This window comes from Modestobacter sp. SYSU DS0904 (assembly GCF_054051115.1).
Genome location: NZ_JBJHAQ010000038.1, coordinates 1 through 14198 on the forward strand (window position 1 = coordinate 1; position 14198 = coordinate 14198).

Below are 14198 nucleotides of genomic sequence, written 5' to 3' on the forward strand. Positions count from 1 at the left end.
CCCCCCCCCCCCCCCCCCCCCCCCCCCCCCCCCCCCCCCCCCCCCCCCCCCCCCCCCCCCCCCCCCCCCCCCCCCCCCCCCCCCCCCCCCCCCCCCCCCCCCCCCCCCCCCCCCCCCCCCCCCCGGCCCTCGGGGTCAGGAGGGGCTCGGGGTCAGGAGGACTTGGCGGCGACGACGGCGTCGTAGACGACCCGGCGGGGCAGCCCGGTGCGCGCCACGACGGTGCGGATCGCCTCCTTGCGGTCGGCCCCGGCGGCCTCCTCGGCGGCGACCTCGGCCGCCAGCTCCGCCGGCTCGAGCGACACCGGGCCGGCGACCGCGCCGGCCACGACCAGGGTGATCTCCCCGCGCACGCCGTCGGCGGCCCACGCGGCCAGCTCCCCGAGCCCGCCGCGGCGGACCTCCTCGTGGGTCTTGGTCAGTTCCCGGCAGACGGCGGCGGGCCGGTCCGCGCCGAAGGCCCCGACCGCGTCGGTGAGCGCGTCGGCCAGCCGGTGCGGTGACTCGTAGAACACCATCGTGCGCGGCTCGGCGGCCAGCGCGGCCAGCGTCGACCGCCGCTCCCCGCCCTTGCGGGGCAGAAAGCCCTCGAAGGTGAACCGGTCGCACGGCAGCCCGGAGACGGCCAGCGCGGTGACGACGGCGGAGGGCCCGGGCACCGAGGTCACCTCGATGCCGGCCTCGATGGCGGCGCGCACCAGCGTGTAGCCGGGGTCGGAGACCGACGGCATGCCGGCGTCGGTGATCAGCAGCACGGTGCGGCCCTCGGTCATCGCCGCGACCAGCCCGGGCAGCCGGGCCCGCTCCACGCTCTCGTGGAAGGTGACCACCTTCCCGCTGAGGGTCACCTCGAGGTCCTTGGCCAGCCGGTGCAGCCGCCGGGTGTCCTCGACCGCCAGGACGTCGGCCTCGGCCATCGCCTGCCGCAGCCGTGGGCCGACGTCGCCGGGCTGACCCAGCGGCGCGCCGCCGAGCACGAGTCGTCCGGTCACGGTGTCGAGCCTGTCACGCCGGGGCTGACCGGCCCGCCTGCAGGGGCCCGGCGCGAGCCTGCGAGCGCCGGGGGACAGGGGGGGCCTTTGACTACCCTGACCGACATGGCGGTGCTGGCCCCCGAGCGGACCGAGTCGGCACCGGTGGACCCGGCTCCGCCGCGCCGGTTCGCCCGCCCGCCGCGTCCCCGACGTCAGGCCGTGCCCCCGCTGCCCGACGACCGACGGCTGGCCGCACTGCTCACCGCACTGCTGGGCGTGGCCACGCTGGTGTCCCGGCTGTGGGGCATCACCTACCCGCGGGAGCTGGTCTTCGACGAGGCCTACTACCCGCCGGAGGCCGCGGAGCTGCTGGAGCTCGGCTACGAGTACAACCGCGGCTACACCTTCATCGTCCACCCGCCGCTGGGGAAGTGGCTGATCGCCGCCGGCGAGCAGCTCTTCGGCTACGACTCGCTCGGCTGGCGGTTCCCCAGCGCGGTCGCCGGGACGATCGCCGTCGTCGTGCTGACCCGGCTCGCCCGGCGGCTGACCGGGTCCACGCTGCTCGGCCTGGTCGCCGGGCTGCTGCTGGCGCTGGACGGTTTCTCCTTCACCCTGGGCCGGATCGGCCTGCTCGACGTCTTCCTGCAGGTCTTCGTGGTGTCCGCGGTCGCCTGCCTCGTGGTCGACCGGGACCGGATGGCCCAGCGCGTCCGCGACGGCGCCGACCGGATGACCGCGACCGGGTTCCGGTTGGGACCCCGGGGCTGGCGGATCGCCGCGGGGGTGCTGTTCGGCGCCGCCTGCGGGGTGAAGTGGAGCGGCGTGTGGTTCCTGGCCGCCTTCGCCGTCCTGTCGCTGTGGTGGGACCGGGCGGCCTGGCGGGAGGCAGGGGCGGCGCGGCCGACGCTGGCCGCGCTGCGCCGCGGGCTGCCCGGCGCCACCTGGGCGCTGGCGGCCGTGCCGGTGCTCACCTACCTGGCCACCTTCACCGGCTGGTTCCGCGGCGAGAACGCGCAGGGCCGGCACTGGGCGGAGCAGAACCCGGACACCGACTGGCCGTTCGTGCCCGGGGCGCTGCGCGCGCTGTGGCACATGCACGGTGAGTGGCTGTCGTTCCACAGCGGGCTGTCCAGCCCGCACCCGTGGGAGTCCGGGCCGTGGTCGTGGATCGTCGACGGCCGGCCGATCCTGCTGTGGAACCCCCAGGGGCTCACCGACGCCGACGGCGGGCAGGTGGTCCGCTACATCCTGATGCTGGGCACGCCGACGCTGTGGTGGCTGTTCCTGCCGGCGACGCTCTGGCTGCTCTGGCGGATCGTGGCCCGCCACGACCGGGCCGCGCTGGTCGCCGCGACCGGCATCGCCGCCGGGTGGCTGACCTGGTTCCTCAACACCGACCGGACGATGTTCATCTTCTACATGGCCCCGGCGGTGCCGTTCTTCGTGCTGGCGGTGACGCTGGTGCTGCAGGACGTGCTGGGCCGCCCGGGTGCGAGCACGTTCCGCCGTCAGGTGGGCCTGGGCGCGGTGTGCCTGTACCTGGCGGTGGCGGCGATGACGTTCGTCTTCTTCCACCCGGTGCTCACCGGGGCGCCGTTGTCGCACCCGGAGTGGCTGCAGCGGATGTGGTTCCCCTCCTGGTTCTAGGCGTCCCCGCCGTTCTGGGAGACCCCACCGCCACCGGGCCCCCGGGGGTCAGCGGCGCCGCTCGACCACCTCACCGGTGGCCGCGTTCCAGGTCAGGGAGCCGCCCTGGAAGTCCGACCGCCGCCCACCGGGGACCGGGTACTCGTCGCTGGTCGGGTAGCCCAGGTACGAGCGCTCCCACCCGAGGGCGGCCCACCGGTCGCGGATGGCGCCCTCGATCTGGTGCGCCCCGGTGCCCGGCGTCCAGTAGACGGACCCGCCCTCGAAGTGGTTGAACCGGCCGACGCCGTCCGGCGTGCCCGTCTCATCGGTGAGCGGGAAGCCCAGCCGGCCGCTCTCCCAGCCGAAGCGGGCCCAGGTCTGGTAGATGCTGCCGTGCACGCTGCGGGCGCCCAGCCACGGCAGCCAGTAGATGCCGCCGTTCTGGAAGTCGTTGTACTGCCCGCGCCCGTTCGGGGTGGTGCGCTCCGAGCCGCGGGGATAGCCGTGGGCGCTCCGCTCCCAGCCCATCGCCGACCACAGGCTCCGGATGTCGCCGCCCACCTGGTGCGCGCCCGTCGCCGGCGTCCAGTAGACCGAGCTGCCGAACGCGAAGTGGTTGTACCGGCCGACGCCGTCGGGCGTGGTCGACTCGTCGGTCAGCGGTTCCCCGTGCCGGAGGTGGCCCCCCTCGGCCAGGTAGGTGCCCACGATCGCGCCGTGCACCTCGTGTGGCCCGGCCGGCGGCGACCAGTACAATCCGGCCTCCGCCGTACGGCCGGTACCGCAGCGTCTCGTCGCCCGCCTCGGCGCCGGTCGGCGCCCCCAGCACCGCCCGGACCTGCGGGTCGGTCGCGTACCGGCGGTCGATCGGGGTCAGGTACTCGGCGGTCAGCGACAGGACCCGGTCGGGCATCGTCAGCGTGCGCGTCCGCGGTGCACCGTCGGACCACCGCTCGAACGTGGCCACGCCGTCGGTGGCGACCGTCGGCGCGGTCAGCGACACGGTGGCGCCCACGGTGACCGGGACGCTCGACCGGGCGACGCCGTTGACCGTGACGGCGCTCGGCGTGCTGGGGTCCACGGCCAGCGTGCGCAGCCGCGGCGCGGCCTCGAAGACCTGCTGCACGCGCACTCCGGCGGAGTCCACGGCGCGGGCCACGATCTGCAGCCGGGTCTGGTCGCCGTGGTCGTCGAAGGGGCGGGAGAACGACGGGCCGGTGACGGACTCACCGGGGTGGTCGTGGCAGTAGCCGCCGCTGCAGTGCACGAGCAGCACGCTCCAGGTGACCGGCAGCGCGCCGTCCTCCCGGTCCGTGGCGGTCGCGCTGGCCGCCACCGTCTCCCCGACGGCGAAGAGCCGGTCCGCCGGGGGCGCGGTGAGGGAGATGACCGGGGCTCCGTTGGCCGGCCGGACCGTCATCTCCGTCGTGCCGGTGGCGCCCAGTGGATCGGTGACCGTGAGCCGGGCCGTGTAGGAGCCCTCCCCCGGCGGATAGGAGTGCACGACCCGTGGCCCGGTGGCGCTGGTGCCGTCCCCGAAGTCCCAGGCGTGGGTGATCGGCTGGCCGTCGAGGTCGCTGGACGCGCCGCCGTCGAAGGTCACCGTCCCGGTCTCCGGATCCGAGGTCAGCGTCGCCTCGGCCGTGGGCGCCCGGTTGCCGGGCACGTAGGACAGCCGCTTGAGGACGCTGCCGCCGATGTCGGCGTACACCACGTCCCCGTTCGAGGCGGCCGCGAACTTCACCGGCAGCCCGTTCTCCACCCCGAAGCCGGTCGGCTCCGGCTCGCGGACCACCTGCCCCTGTGCGTCGTAGCGCATCGTGTAGAGGCGCTGGGACGCGTAGTCGCCGAAGAAGTAGGCGCCGTGGTAGCGCTCGGGGTACGTCGCGCCGGTGTAGACGATGCCGCCGGTGACGCTGGTGCCCGCCGGCCCGTGCACGTAGGTGTGCAGGGGCGGGGTCTGCACCACGCCGTCACACCCGGGCAGGTCGGTGTACCCGGGGGTCCGGGTCTCGCCCTCCCAGCAGGGCCAGCCGTAGTTCGCCCCGGGGCGCACCAGGTTGATCTCCTCCCAGGTGTTCCAGCCGACGTCGCCGAGGACCGGCGCACCGCTGGCCGGATCCAGGCTCATCCGGAACGGGCTGCGGAAGCCGCTGGCGTAGACGCGGCTGCGCCAGGAGGAGGGGGCGGCCGGGTCGTAGTACGGGTTGCTCGACACCCCGCGGCCATCGGGGAGGACGTGCAGCACCTTGCCGCGGCCGTCGTCGATGTCGAGGGCGCCGAGCGCCCGCTCGTCGACGTAGCGGAAGTCGGCCGCGTCACCGACGGTGACCCAGAGCGAGCCGTCCGGGTCCGGGACCAGGCTCGACATGGTGTGCACGTCGGCGTGGCTCACCAGGTCCCAGATGACCCGCTCGTCGGACAACCCGGTCGGCTCGGGCGTGCCGGTGACCGCCCACGAGCTCAGCCGCATCGTCCACCGGCCCTCGACCGACAAGGTGCGCGCGGTGAAGATCCGCCGGCTGGTGGCGTGGTCGGTGGGGACGGCCAGCCCGGTGAGCCCGAGGTCCTGCACCGTCACCACGGACAGCTCGGCGAGCGTGCGGGCCCGCCCGTCGGCCGACACCCAGGCGACCCGGCCGTTCTTGCCGGCGGTGAACCAGCTGCCGTCCGGGGCGAAGGCGAAGTCGGTGAGCAGCTCGTCCTGCCCGCTCGGCAGGTCGCGGACGACGAAGCCCTCGGGCAGCGAGGGCGCCGCGACGGCCCGTCCGGGCGGTGCCACCAGCGTGGCGGCCACCAGGAGGGCGAGCACCAGCAGTGCTCGCAGGAGCTGCCGGGTACGACCAGCCGGCGTCGTGGCGCGGCTGCGCCGATCCCCCCGGTTCACCCGGAAGAGGTAACCAGAGGTCACGGACGGTTCCGGCCGGGGACCGCGGACCGGCCTCGACCCGCCGCCGTCGGCCACGCACCGTGTCGATCACCTGACTGGAGACCGCGCAGCGACGTGGGTCTGCCGAACGCAACAGGCCGGGCCCCTGGTGGGACCCGGCCTGGATGGTGGAGCTGAGGGGATTTGAACCCCTGACCCCCTCGATGCGAACGAGGTGCGCTACCGGTCTGCGCCACAGCCCCGTGGTGCGGGAACGAGATTACCTCCCGCGCCCGCCGGCGCTGCCACGGGGGGCAGCGCCGGCGGGTCGGGTCAGCCGTTGGCGACGCGGCGCGGCTGGTAGACGTCGACGTCGGCGAACCCGATGTCGTCGTCGTCCAGGCCCACCACCGCGCTGTGCTGCCAGCCGGCGGGCGCGGGGGTGCGGGCGGCCACGACGCGGCCGGGGCGCAGCGGGTGCACCGGGGCCAGCGGCAGGCTGGGGTGCTGCGCCGCCGGGGCCTGGCTCGGCACGACGGCGGCGGCCGGACGGACGTCGTCCCAGCCGGTGGCGGGGCGGGCGCTCGGGCGGCCCTCGGCGCGCGGCGCCGGCCGGCGCACCGGGCGGTGGGCGGCGCGGGCAGCCCGACGGGCCGCGGCACGACGCTCCCGCTGGGCGGCGGCGCGGGTCACCATCAGGTAGCCCACGACGGCGACGTCGAGCAGCACCTGCGGCGCCCACATCCAGCTCCGCCAGGCCAGCGCCCCCACGAGGGCGAGCACCGCGAGCGCGACCAGACCCGCCAGCGTGCGGCGGCGCAGCGCGTGCACGTCGACCTGCAGCTCACCGCTGCTGCGCAGCTGGGCGCGGTCGATCGACACCCGCTCGGTCTCGGCGTGGACCACCGGGTCCGCCGCCCGCCGACGCTGCAGTGTGCGACCCGAGTCAGGAGCCGCCGTCCTGCTGGAGCCGTCGCCCCGGGTGACCACCATCGGCACCAGGACCACGAACCACAACACGACGAGAGCGGCCAGCAGCACGCCTGATCCCATCACGAACACCCCGATCCATCCCTGGCACCACGACACGACCCCGATCCCTGGGGCCACACGAGTCACATCAGTCACTCGTGAGGTCAAGGTAAGGGCGCGGTCTGCCGATGGACGGGACGTTCACCGGTGTGTCGGCATGCTGCCTGCGTACACCGGCGTGTCGGCATCTCCGGTGGGTCTCGGAGCGGTGACGCTGCGACGCCACACGATCACACTCGCCCACCCGGCCGCACCCGTCGACTCAGCCCGGGGCGCGGGAGCGCCACCGGCCGAGCACCCCGGCGGGCGCGTCCTCGGCGAGCAGCGCGTAGGCCAGGTGGTCGCGCCAGGCGCCGTCGATGTCCAGGTAGCCGCGGAGCAACCCCTCCTGCCGGAACCCGAGCCGTTCCACCAGCCGCCGGCTGGGCCGGTTCTCCGGGCGGATGTCGGCCTGCAGCCGGTGCAGCCCCACCGGGCCGAACGCGTGGTCGCAGACCAGCGCCACCGCCAGCGAGGCGACCCCCCGCCCGGCCACCGACCGGTCGACCCAGTAGCCCAGGTGCCCCGACCGCAGCGCACCGCGCACGATGTTGTCCACGGTCACCTGCCCGACCAGCCGGTCCTGCCAGCGGATCGCGAACGGCAGCGAGCTCCCCGCGCGGGCCCGCCGCCCGGCGATCCGCCGCATGCCGCGGTAGGCCGCCGGGGTGTGCCGTTGCGACCAGGGCACGTCCGAGGAGGGCTCCCACGGCGCCAGCCACTGCTCGTTGTCCAGCCGCAGCCGGGACCACGCGGCGGCGTCGGAGCGCCGCAGGGGGTGCAGCTCGACCGCTCCCCAGGCCAGCCGCGCCGGCCACCCCGGGTGCGGGACCGGGTCCAGCTCAGCCGCCCAGGAGCATGGGCATGACGGTCACCAGACCGCCGGCGGAGACCTCGGTGACGTCCTCGTCGACCACGATCAGGCAGTTGGCCTTGGCCATCCGGGCGAGCATCGCCTGGTCGCCGTCGCCGATCGGCTCGACCACGTAGCCGCCGTCGGGGTGCCGCATCACCTGGCCGTGCAGGTACTGGCGGTAGCCCAGCGGGGAGAGCAGCTGCTGGGCGGAGACCGCCTGCACGGTGCGGCGGAACAGCTGCCGCTTGCCCAGCATCAGCCGGATCGCCGGGCGCACGAACACCTCGAAGGCGACCAGCGCGGCCACCGGCTCCCCCGGCACGCAGATCACCGGGACGTCGTTGGGGCCGAGCTTGCCGAAGGCGTGCACCGGGCCGGGGTGCATCGCGACCTGGGTGAAGGTGAGCCCACCGAGCTCGGCCAGCGCCTCCTGCAGCAGGTCGGGGCCGGCGTTGGCGAACGTGCCGGCGATCAGCACGACGTCGCTGCGCAGCGTCTGCCCCTCGATCAGCTCCACCATCCGGCGCCGGTCCGGCGGCAGGATGCCGGCCCGGTAGGCCTCGGCGCCGGCGTCCCGGGCCGCGGCGGCCAGGGCGTAGCTGTTCACGTCGACCACCCGGCCGGGCGCCGGCGGGGTGCCGACGTCGACCAGCTCGTCCCCGGCGGAGAGCACCGAGATCCGCGGGCGCGGGCGCACCGCGACCCGTTCCCGGCCGACGGCGGCCAGCAGGCTGATCTGCGCCGGGCCGATCGGGGTGCCGACCTGGACCGCGACGTCACCCGGGGAGACGTCGTCGCCGACCCGGCGCACGTAGCTGCCGGGCGCCAGCGCGGCGAACACCCGGACCCGGGCGACGCCCTGGTCGGTCCAGGCGGCCGGGACGACGACGTCGGCCCCGGCCGGGAGCATCGCGCCCACCGCGACCCGCACCGCCAGCCCGGCGGAGATCGCCGGCGCCCCGGCCGACCCGGCCTCGGTGTCCCCGACGACGGCGAGGTCGACCGGCTCCTCGACGGTGGCGGCCTCGACGTCGACCGACCGCACCGCGTAGCCGTCCAGGCCGGCCTGGTCGAACGCCGGCAGCGCCAGCTCGCTGGCCACCAGCTCGGCGCAGAGCAGGCCCTGCGCGTCGAGCACGGCCAGCTCGATCGGGTCGGGCTGCGGCACGGCGCCGAGGATCACCTCGAGGTGGTGCTCCACGGTGCGCAGCCGCACGCCGGAGACGTCCACCGAACCGGTGTCGGCCTGCGGGTCGGGGGTGCGGTCACCGGTGGCGATCGCCGGGGAGGGCACCCGGTCGGAGGTGAACACCGACCGGTCGACCTGCACGGTGTCCCGGCCCAGCGGGCGCGGGCCGCTGCCGGGGTCGATCAGCTGGGTGTCCCGCGGTGCGGCCGCGCCCAGCGCCGTCTCCGGGCCGCTCGGGTCCCGTGTCCCAGCGGCCAACCAGCCTCGGGTGTCGTCCTCGCTCATCCCCACCACCGTCGTCCGACCGTCGTCGGGTCATCTCCGCCGACCGGGGAACCCGGCCGGGCCGCCGTTCGACGGGCCTGGCGTCCGATGGTGCCCCCTGTCGGGTCCGGTCAGGCCGGCGACGCGCCCTCGGCGGGCAGGTCGGCGACGAAGTCACGCAGCCAGGGGCCGAACGCCGGGCCGAGGTCCTCGCGCTCGGCGGCCAGCTGGACCACGGCCTTGAGGTAGTCGAGCTTGTCACCGGTGTCGTAGCGGCGGCCGGAGAAGACCACGCCGTGCACCGGCACGCCGTCGTCGACGAGCTTCAGCAGCGCGTCGGTCAGCTGGATCTCCCCACCGCGGCCGGGCGGGGTGTCCCGGATGGCCGGGAAGACCTCCGGTGGGAGGACGTAGCGGCCGATGATCGCCAGCGAGCTGGGCGCCTCCTCGGCCGGGGGCTTCTCCACCATGCCGGTCACCCGGAACACCGGGTCACCGGCTGCGTCGCCGGAGACGTGCGCGTCCTCGACGGCGACCGCGCCGTACTTGGAGATGTTGTCCGCGCCGACGTCGAGCAGCGCGATCACCGCGCCACCGTGCTCGGCCTGGACGGCGATCATCTGCTCCAGCAGGTGGTCGCGGGCGTCGATGATGTCGTCGCCGAGCAGCACGGCGAACGGCTCGTCCCCGACGAAGCCGTCGGCCTGCAGGACGGCGTGCCCCAGCCCGGCGGCCTCGCCCTGGCGGACGAAGAACACCTGGGCGACGTCGGTGGACTCGGCGACGGCGTCCAGCCGGCCCTGGTCGCCCTTGGCCTCCAGCGCCGTCTCCAGCTCCGGGGTGCGGTCGAAGTGGTCCTCGATCGCGCCCTTGTTGCGGCCGGTGACCATGAGCACCTGGCCCAGGCCGGCGCGGGCCGCCTCCTCGACGATGTACTGCACCGCCGGGCGGTCGACGACCGGCAGCAGCTCCTTGGGCACCGACTTGGTCGCGGGCAGGAACCGGGTCCCCATCCCGGCGACCGGGATGACGGCCTTCGTCGTGGTCGGGCGCTCGGCAGGCTGGCTCGGCATGCCGGCCACCCTAACGATCCCGGGCGCGCGGTCGACTCCCCCGAGGTGGTGAAGCAGCAGGCGACGGTGACCACATCCCCGCCGGCCGGCCGCCGCACCGAGCGGCCCGGACGTCCGGAGGTGACCCCTCTCCGGGCGTGAGAGGGTGACCGGCGTCTCCGGCGGCCCCGACCGCCACAGCACGGCCTGGGAGTTCCATGTCCCCCGAGATCGTCTCCATCCTGGCCCTGGTGGCGATCTTCGTGATCGCCACCGTCCTGCCGATCAACATGGGCGCGCTGGCCTTCGTGGCCGCGTTCGGGGTCGGCACCCTCGCGGTCGGCCTGACCACCGACGACATCATCGCCGGGTTCCCCGGCGAGCTGGTGCTGACGCTGATCGGCGTCACCTACCTGTTCGCCATCGCGCAGAACAACGGCACCGTCGACCTGCTGGTCCGGGGGGCGGTCAAGCTCGTCGGCGGCCACGTGGCGGCCATCCCCTGGGTGATGTTCTTCGTCACCGCGCTGCTGACCGGGATCGGGGCGCTCTCCCCGGCGGCCGTGGCGATCATCGCGCCGATCGCGCTGAGCTTCGCCGCACGGCACGGCATCAGCCCGCTGCTGATGGGGATGATGGTCGTCCACGGCGCGCAGGGCGGCGGGTTCTCGCCGATCAGCGTCTACGGCGTCACGGTCAACGACATCGTGGACCGGTCCGACCTCGAGGGCAGCCCGCTCGCGGTGTTCCTCGGTGCCCTGCTGTTCAACATCGCGATCGCCGTGGTGCTGTTCTTCGTCTTCGGCGGCCGCAAGCTGCTCGGCCGCAAGGTCGCCGCCGAGCCGGTGCCGCACACCGAGCACGCGCACGGCACCGTCGTCCGCGGGCACGGGGCCGCCCCCGGCCCCGCTGTGGGCGGCGACGACGACGAGCACGTGCACCCCGACCGCCCCGAGCCGGTCGGGTTCGAGCAGGTCCTCACGCTGGTCGGCCTGGCCACGCTCGCCGTCCTGGCGCTGGTGTTCGACCTCGACATCGGCTTCGTCTCGATCACCGTCGCCGTGGTCCTGGCGCTGTTCTCCGCGCAGAAGCACAAGGGCGCCGTGGCGCAGATCAGCTGGTCGACCGTGCTGCTCATCGCCGGCGTGCTGACCTTCGTCTTCGTGCTCGAGCAGGCCGGCACCATCGACTACGTCGGCGACGCGGTCATCGGCCTCGGCGCACCCCTGCTCATCGCCCTGCTGCTGGCCTACATCGGCGGGGTCGTGTCGGCGTTCGCGTCGTCCACGGCGATCATCGGCGTCGCCATCTCGCTCGCGGTGCCGTTCCTGCTCGCCGGGGACATCGGCGCCGTCGGCGTGGTGGTCGCCGTGTCCGTGGCCTCGACCATCGTCGACGTCAGCCCGTTCTCCACCAACGGCGCGCTCGTGCTGGCCAACGCGCAGGACGTCGACCGCGACCGGTTCTACAAGCAGATGCTCGGCTACTCCGGGATCGTCGTCGCCGCCGGGCCGCTGCTGGCCTGGCTGGTCTTCGTGGTCCCGGGCTGGCTGTGACCCCGACCCCGACCCCGCCCCCCGACCCCCAGGAGAGGACGACCGTGACCGGACAGCTGGAGGGCGTGCTCGTCGTCGACCTGACCCGGGCGCTGGCCGGGCCGCACGCCGGGATGATGCTCGGCGACCTGGGCGCCCGGGTGATCAAGGTGGAGAACCCCGGCAGCGGCGACGACAGCCGCGGCTGGGGCCCGCCGTTCGTGGAGACCGGGGACGGGCGCGAGTCCACCTACTTCTTCTCCGCGAACCGGAACAAGGAGTCGATCACCCTCGACCTCAAGGACGACGGCGACAAGGCCGTGCTCACCGAGCTGCTGCGCCGCGCCGACGTGCTGCTGGAGAACTTCCGCCCCGGCACGCTGGCCCGCCTCGGCTTCGGCACCGACGTGCTGGCCGAGCTGAACCCGCGGCTGGTGCAGCTGTCGATCAGCGGGTTCGGGCACGACGGCCCGGAGGGGCAGCGGGCCGGGTACGACCAGATCGCCCAGGGCGAGGCCGGGCTGATGTCGCTGACCGGCCCGGGCCCGGACGACCCGCAGAAGGTCGGCGTGCCGATCGGTGACCTGCTCGCCGGGATGTACGGCGCCTACGGCGTGCTGGCCGCGCTGTACGAGCGGGAGCGCACCGGCCGCGGGCAGGTGGTGCGCACCTCGCTGCTGGCCTCGGTGGTGGGCGTGCACGCCTTCCAGGGCACGGCGCACACGGTGGCCGGCCGGGTGCCCCGCGCGCAGGGCAACCACCACCCCTCGATCGCCCCGTACGGGCTGTTCCGCTGCGCCGGTGGCAGCGTGCAGCTGTCCTGCGGCAGCGAGGGGCTGTGGCGGCGGCTGTGCACCGAGTTCGGGCTGGACCCCGCGGCGCCGGGGATGGCCACCAACGGCGAGCGGGTCGAGCACCGGGACCAGGTGATCGAGCTGCTCGAGCAGGCCTTCGCCGAGATCCCCGCCGCCGAGCTGCTGGCCCGGCTGGACGCCGCCGGGGTGCCGGCGGGCAAGGTGCGCACCCTGGACGAGGTCTACGCCTGGGACCAGGTCGAGTCGCAGGGGCTGAAGGTCACCGTGGAGCACGCGACCGCGGGTGAGCTGACGCTGCCCGGCCCACCGCTGCGGTTCTTCGCCCCCGGGCCGGACGGCGAGACCGAGACGACCCGGCGGGCGCACACCCCTCCCCCGGTGCTCGGCGCCGACGGCGAGGCGATCCGCGCCTGGCTGGCGGCCCCGTGACCCGGCTGGACGCCCGGGGGCTGCGCGACCTGGTGCTGGACGCCGGCTCGTGGCGCAGCTGGGACACCCCGGTGCCGCCCCGCGACGTCGACGACGACTACGCCCGCGACCTGGCCCGCGCCGCGGAGCGCACCGGCCAGGACGAGGCGGTGGTGACCGGCGAGGGGCTGCTGCGCGGCCGGCGGGTGGCCGTCGTCGCCGGCGAGTTCGGCTTCCTGGCCGGCTCCATCGGCGTGGCCACCGCCGAGCGGCTGATGACCGCCGTCGAGCGGGCCACCGCCGAGGGCCTGCCGCTGCTGGCCGCCCCGGTGTCCGGGGGCACCCGGATGCAGGAGGGCACCGTCGCCTTCCTGCAGATGATCGGCATCACCCAGGCGATCGCCCGACACAAGGAGGCTGGGCTCCCCTACCTGGTCTACCTGCGCGACCCCACCTTCGGCGGGGTGCTCGCCTCCTGGGGCTCGCTCGGGCACGTCACCATCGCCGAGCCGGGGGCGGCGATCGGGTTCCTCGGCCCGCGGGTGTTCTCCGCGCTGTACGGCGAGGAGTTCCCGGAGGGCGTGCAGACCTCGGAGAACCTGGCCGAGCACGGGGTGATCGACGGCGTCGTGCCGCACGCGGAGGTCGCCGAGGTGGCCGACCGGGCGCTGCGGGTGCTGGCCGCCCGGGAGACCTGGCACCGCGGCGCATTCGTGGAGGGCGCGGTCGACGGTGACGGCACCGACGCCGACGACCCGGAGGACGGCCGGACGGCGTGGCAGGTGGTCACCGCCTCGCGGCGCACCGACCGGCCCGGCGTCCGGCAGCTGCTGCGCACCTCGGCGACCGACGTCGTCGCGCTGTCGGGCACCGGCGCCGGGGAGAAGGACCCGGGGCTGCTGCTGGCGCTGGCCCGCTTCGGCGGCGCGCCCTGCGTGGTGCTCGGGCAGGACCGGCGCGGGCAGTCGCTGACCGCGCCGCTGGGGCCGGCAGCGCTGCGGGAGGCCCGGCGGGGCATGCGGCTGGCCGCCGAGCTGCGCCTGCCGCTGCTCACCCTGATCGACACCCCCGGCGCGGCGCTGTCGGTGGCGGCCGAGGAGGGCGGGCTGGCCGGGGAGATCGCCCGCTGCCTGCAGGACCTGGTGATGCTGCCCGCCCCCACGCTCACCGTGCTGCTGGGGCAGGGCACCGGCGGCGGCGCGCTGGCCCTGGTGCCGGCCGACCGGGTGCTGGCGACGGCGAACGGCTGGCTCGGCCCGCTGCCACCCGAGGGCGCCTCGGCGATCGTGCACCGCACCGTCGACCGGGCCGACGAGCTGGCCGCCTCCCAGGGCGTGCGGGCCACCGACCTGTGGCGCGCCGGGATCGTGGACCGGGTCGTGCCCGAGCGCCCCGACGCCGCCGACGAGCCGGTGGAGTTCTGCCGCCGGCTGGGCCGGGTGCTCGCCGAGGAACTGGCCGGGCTGCTGGGCCGCGACGACGTGGAGCGGATGCGCAGCCGCACCCGCCGGTACCGCCACCTCGGCCGCTGAC

Annotated in this window: 10 protein-coding genes, 1 tRNA gene and 2 pseudogenes; 4 read left to right on the forward strand and 9 right to left on the reverse strand. The window is 75.2% G+C overall.

The window, feature by feature from the left end; genetic code table 11:
* Nucleotides 1-152 precede the first annotated feature (152 nt).
* A complete protein-coding gene (gene rsmI, locus ACI79U_RS18200) occupies nucleotides 153-992 on the reverse strand; it encodes a 16S rRNA (cytidine(1402)-2'-O)-methyltransferase (RefSeq protein ID WP_457071326.1) in 840 nt (279 codons plus the stop codon).
* 105 nt (nucleotides 993-1097) lie between these two features.
* Here rsmI and ACI79U_RS18205 point away from each other — a divergent pair, with 105 nt between their 5' ends.
* Complete coding sequence (locus ACI79U_RS18205) at nucleotides 1098-2624, forward strand: dolichyl-phosphate-mannose--protein mannosyltransferase (protein WP_457071324.1); 1527 nt, start codon at nucleotides 1098-1100, stop codon at nucleotides 2622-2624.
* Nucleotides 2625-2672: 48 nt separating this feature from the next.
* Here the strand turns inward: ACI79U_RS18205 and ACI79U_RS18210 are convergent, their stop codons facing one another.
* The 8 genes and pseudogenes from ACI79U_RS18210 to ACI79U_RS18245 form a co-directional block, all read right to left on the reverse strand.
* Entirely contained in the window at nucleotides 2673-3005 is a 333-nt protein-coding gene (locus ACI79U_RS18210) for an LGFP repeat-containing protein (RefSeq protein ID WP_457071330.1), read from the reverse strand.
* Between the two features lie 9 nt (nucleotides 3006-3014).
* Nucleotides 3015-3329, reverse strand: a pseudogene (locus ACI79U_RS18215) (LGFP repeat-containing protein); the annotation flags it as partial.
* Between the two features lie 754 nt (nucleotides 3330-4083).
* A pseudogene (locus tag ACI79U_RS18220) lies at nucleotides 4084-5571 on the reverse strand (PQQ-dependent sugar dehydrogenase); the annotation flags it as partial.
* 90 nt (nucleotides 5572-5661) lie between these two features.
* A tRNA-Ala gene (locus ACI79U_RS18225) sits at nucleotides 5662-5738 on the reverse strand.
* A 70-nt stretch (nucleotides 5739-5808) separates the two neighbouring features.
* Nucleotides 5809-6528 carry a divisome protein SepX/GlpR gene (gene sepX, locus ACI79U_RS18230; RefSeq protein ID WP_457071322.1) on the reverse strand — a complete coding sequence of 240 codons (720 nt, stop codon included), beginning with the start codon at nucleotides 6526-6528 and terminating at the stop codon, nucleotides 5809-5811.
* A gap of 241 nt (nucleotides 6529-6769) precedes the next feature.
* Nucleotides 6770-7387, reverse strand: coding sequence for a GNAT family N-acetyltransferase (locus ACI79U_RS18235; protein ID WP_457072643.1), 618 nt, complete (start codon nucleotides 7385-7387; stop codon nucleotides 6770-6772).
* Nucleotide 7388: 1 nt separating this feature from the next.
* A complete protein-coding gene (glp, locus tag ACI79U_RS18240) occupies nucleotides 7389-8876 on the reverse strand; it encodes a molybdotransferase-like divisome protein Glp (RefSeq protein ID WP_457071320.1) in 1488 nt (495 codons plus the stop codon).
* Nucleotides 8877-8986: 110 nt separating this feature from the next.
* The gene (locus ACI79U_RS18245; protein ID WP_457071318.1) at nucleotides 8987-9928 is read right to left on the reverse strand and encodes a UTP--glucose-1-phosphate uridylyltransferase; all 942 of its coding nucleotides are present in this window, start codon (nucleotides 9926-9928) and stop codon (nucleotides 8987-8989) included.
* A 197-nt stretch (nucleotides 9929-10125) separates the two neighbouring features.
* Here ACI79U_RS18245 and ACI79U_RS18250 point away from each other — a divergent pair, with 197 nt between their 5' ends.
* The 3 genes from ACI79U_RS18250 to ACI79U_RS18260 are packed head-to-tail and all read left to right on the forward strand — an operon-like array spanning nucleotide 10126 to nucleotide 14197.
* The gene (locus tag ACI79U_RS18250) at nucleotides 10126-11463 is read left to right on the forward strand and encodes an SLC13 family permease (protein ID WP_457071316.1); all 1338 of its coding nucleotides are present in this window, start codon (nucleotides 10126-10128) and stop codon (nucleotides 11461-11463) included.
* 44 nt (nucleotides 11464-11507) lie between these two features.
* Nucleotides 11508-12686 carry a CaiB/BaiF CoA transferase family protein gene (locus ACI79U_RS18255; protein ID WP_457071314.1) on the forward strand — a complete coding sequence of 393 codons (1179 nt, stop codon included), beginning with the start codon at nucleotides 11508-11510 and terminating at the stop codon, nucleotides 12684-12686.
* On the forward strand, nucleotides 12683-14197 hold the full coding sequence (locus ACI79U_RS18260) for a carboxyl transferase domain-containing protein (RefSeq protein ID WP_457071312.1): 1515 nt from the start codon (nucleotides 12683-12685) through the stop codon (nucleotides 14195-14197). The genes ACI79U_RS18255 and ACI79U_RS18260 overlap by 4 nt, the downstream gene beginning before the upstream one ends.
* The last annotated feature ends 1 nt before the right edge of the window (nucleotide 14198 follow it).

Bases quoted from the DNA above. Each gene is read 5' to 3' on its own strand.
- glp (WP_457071320.1), bottom strand. From the start codon at position 8,876: ATGAGCGAGGACGACACCCGAGGCTGGTTGGCCGCTGGGACACGGGAC.
- ACI79U_RS18250 (WP_457071316.1), top strand. From the start codon at position 10,126: ATGTCCCCCGAGATCGTCTCCATCCTGGCCCTGGTGGCGATCTTCGTG.
- ACI79U_RS18245 (WP_457071318.1), bottom strand. From the start codon at position 9,928: ATGCCGAGCCAGCCTGCCGAGCGCCCGACCACGACGAAGGCCGTCATC.
- ACI79U_RS18205 (WP_457071324.1), top strand. From the start codon at position 1,098: ATGGCGGTGCTGGCCCCCGAGCGGACCGAGTCGGCACCGGTGGACCCG.
- sepX (WP_457071322.1), bottom strand. From the start codon at position 6,528: ATGGGATCAGGCGTGCTGCTGGCCGCTCTCGTCGTGTTGTGGTTCGTG.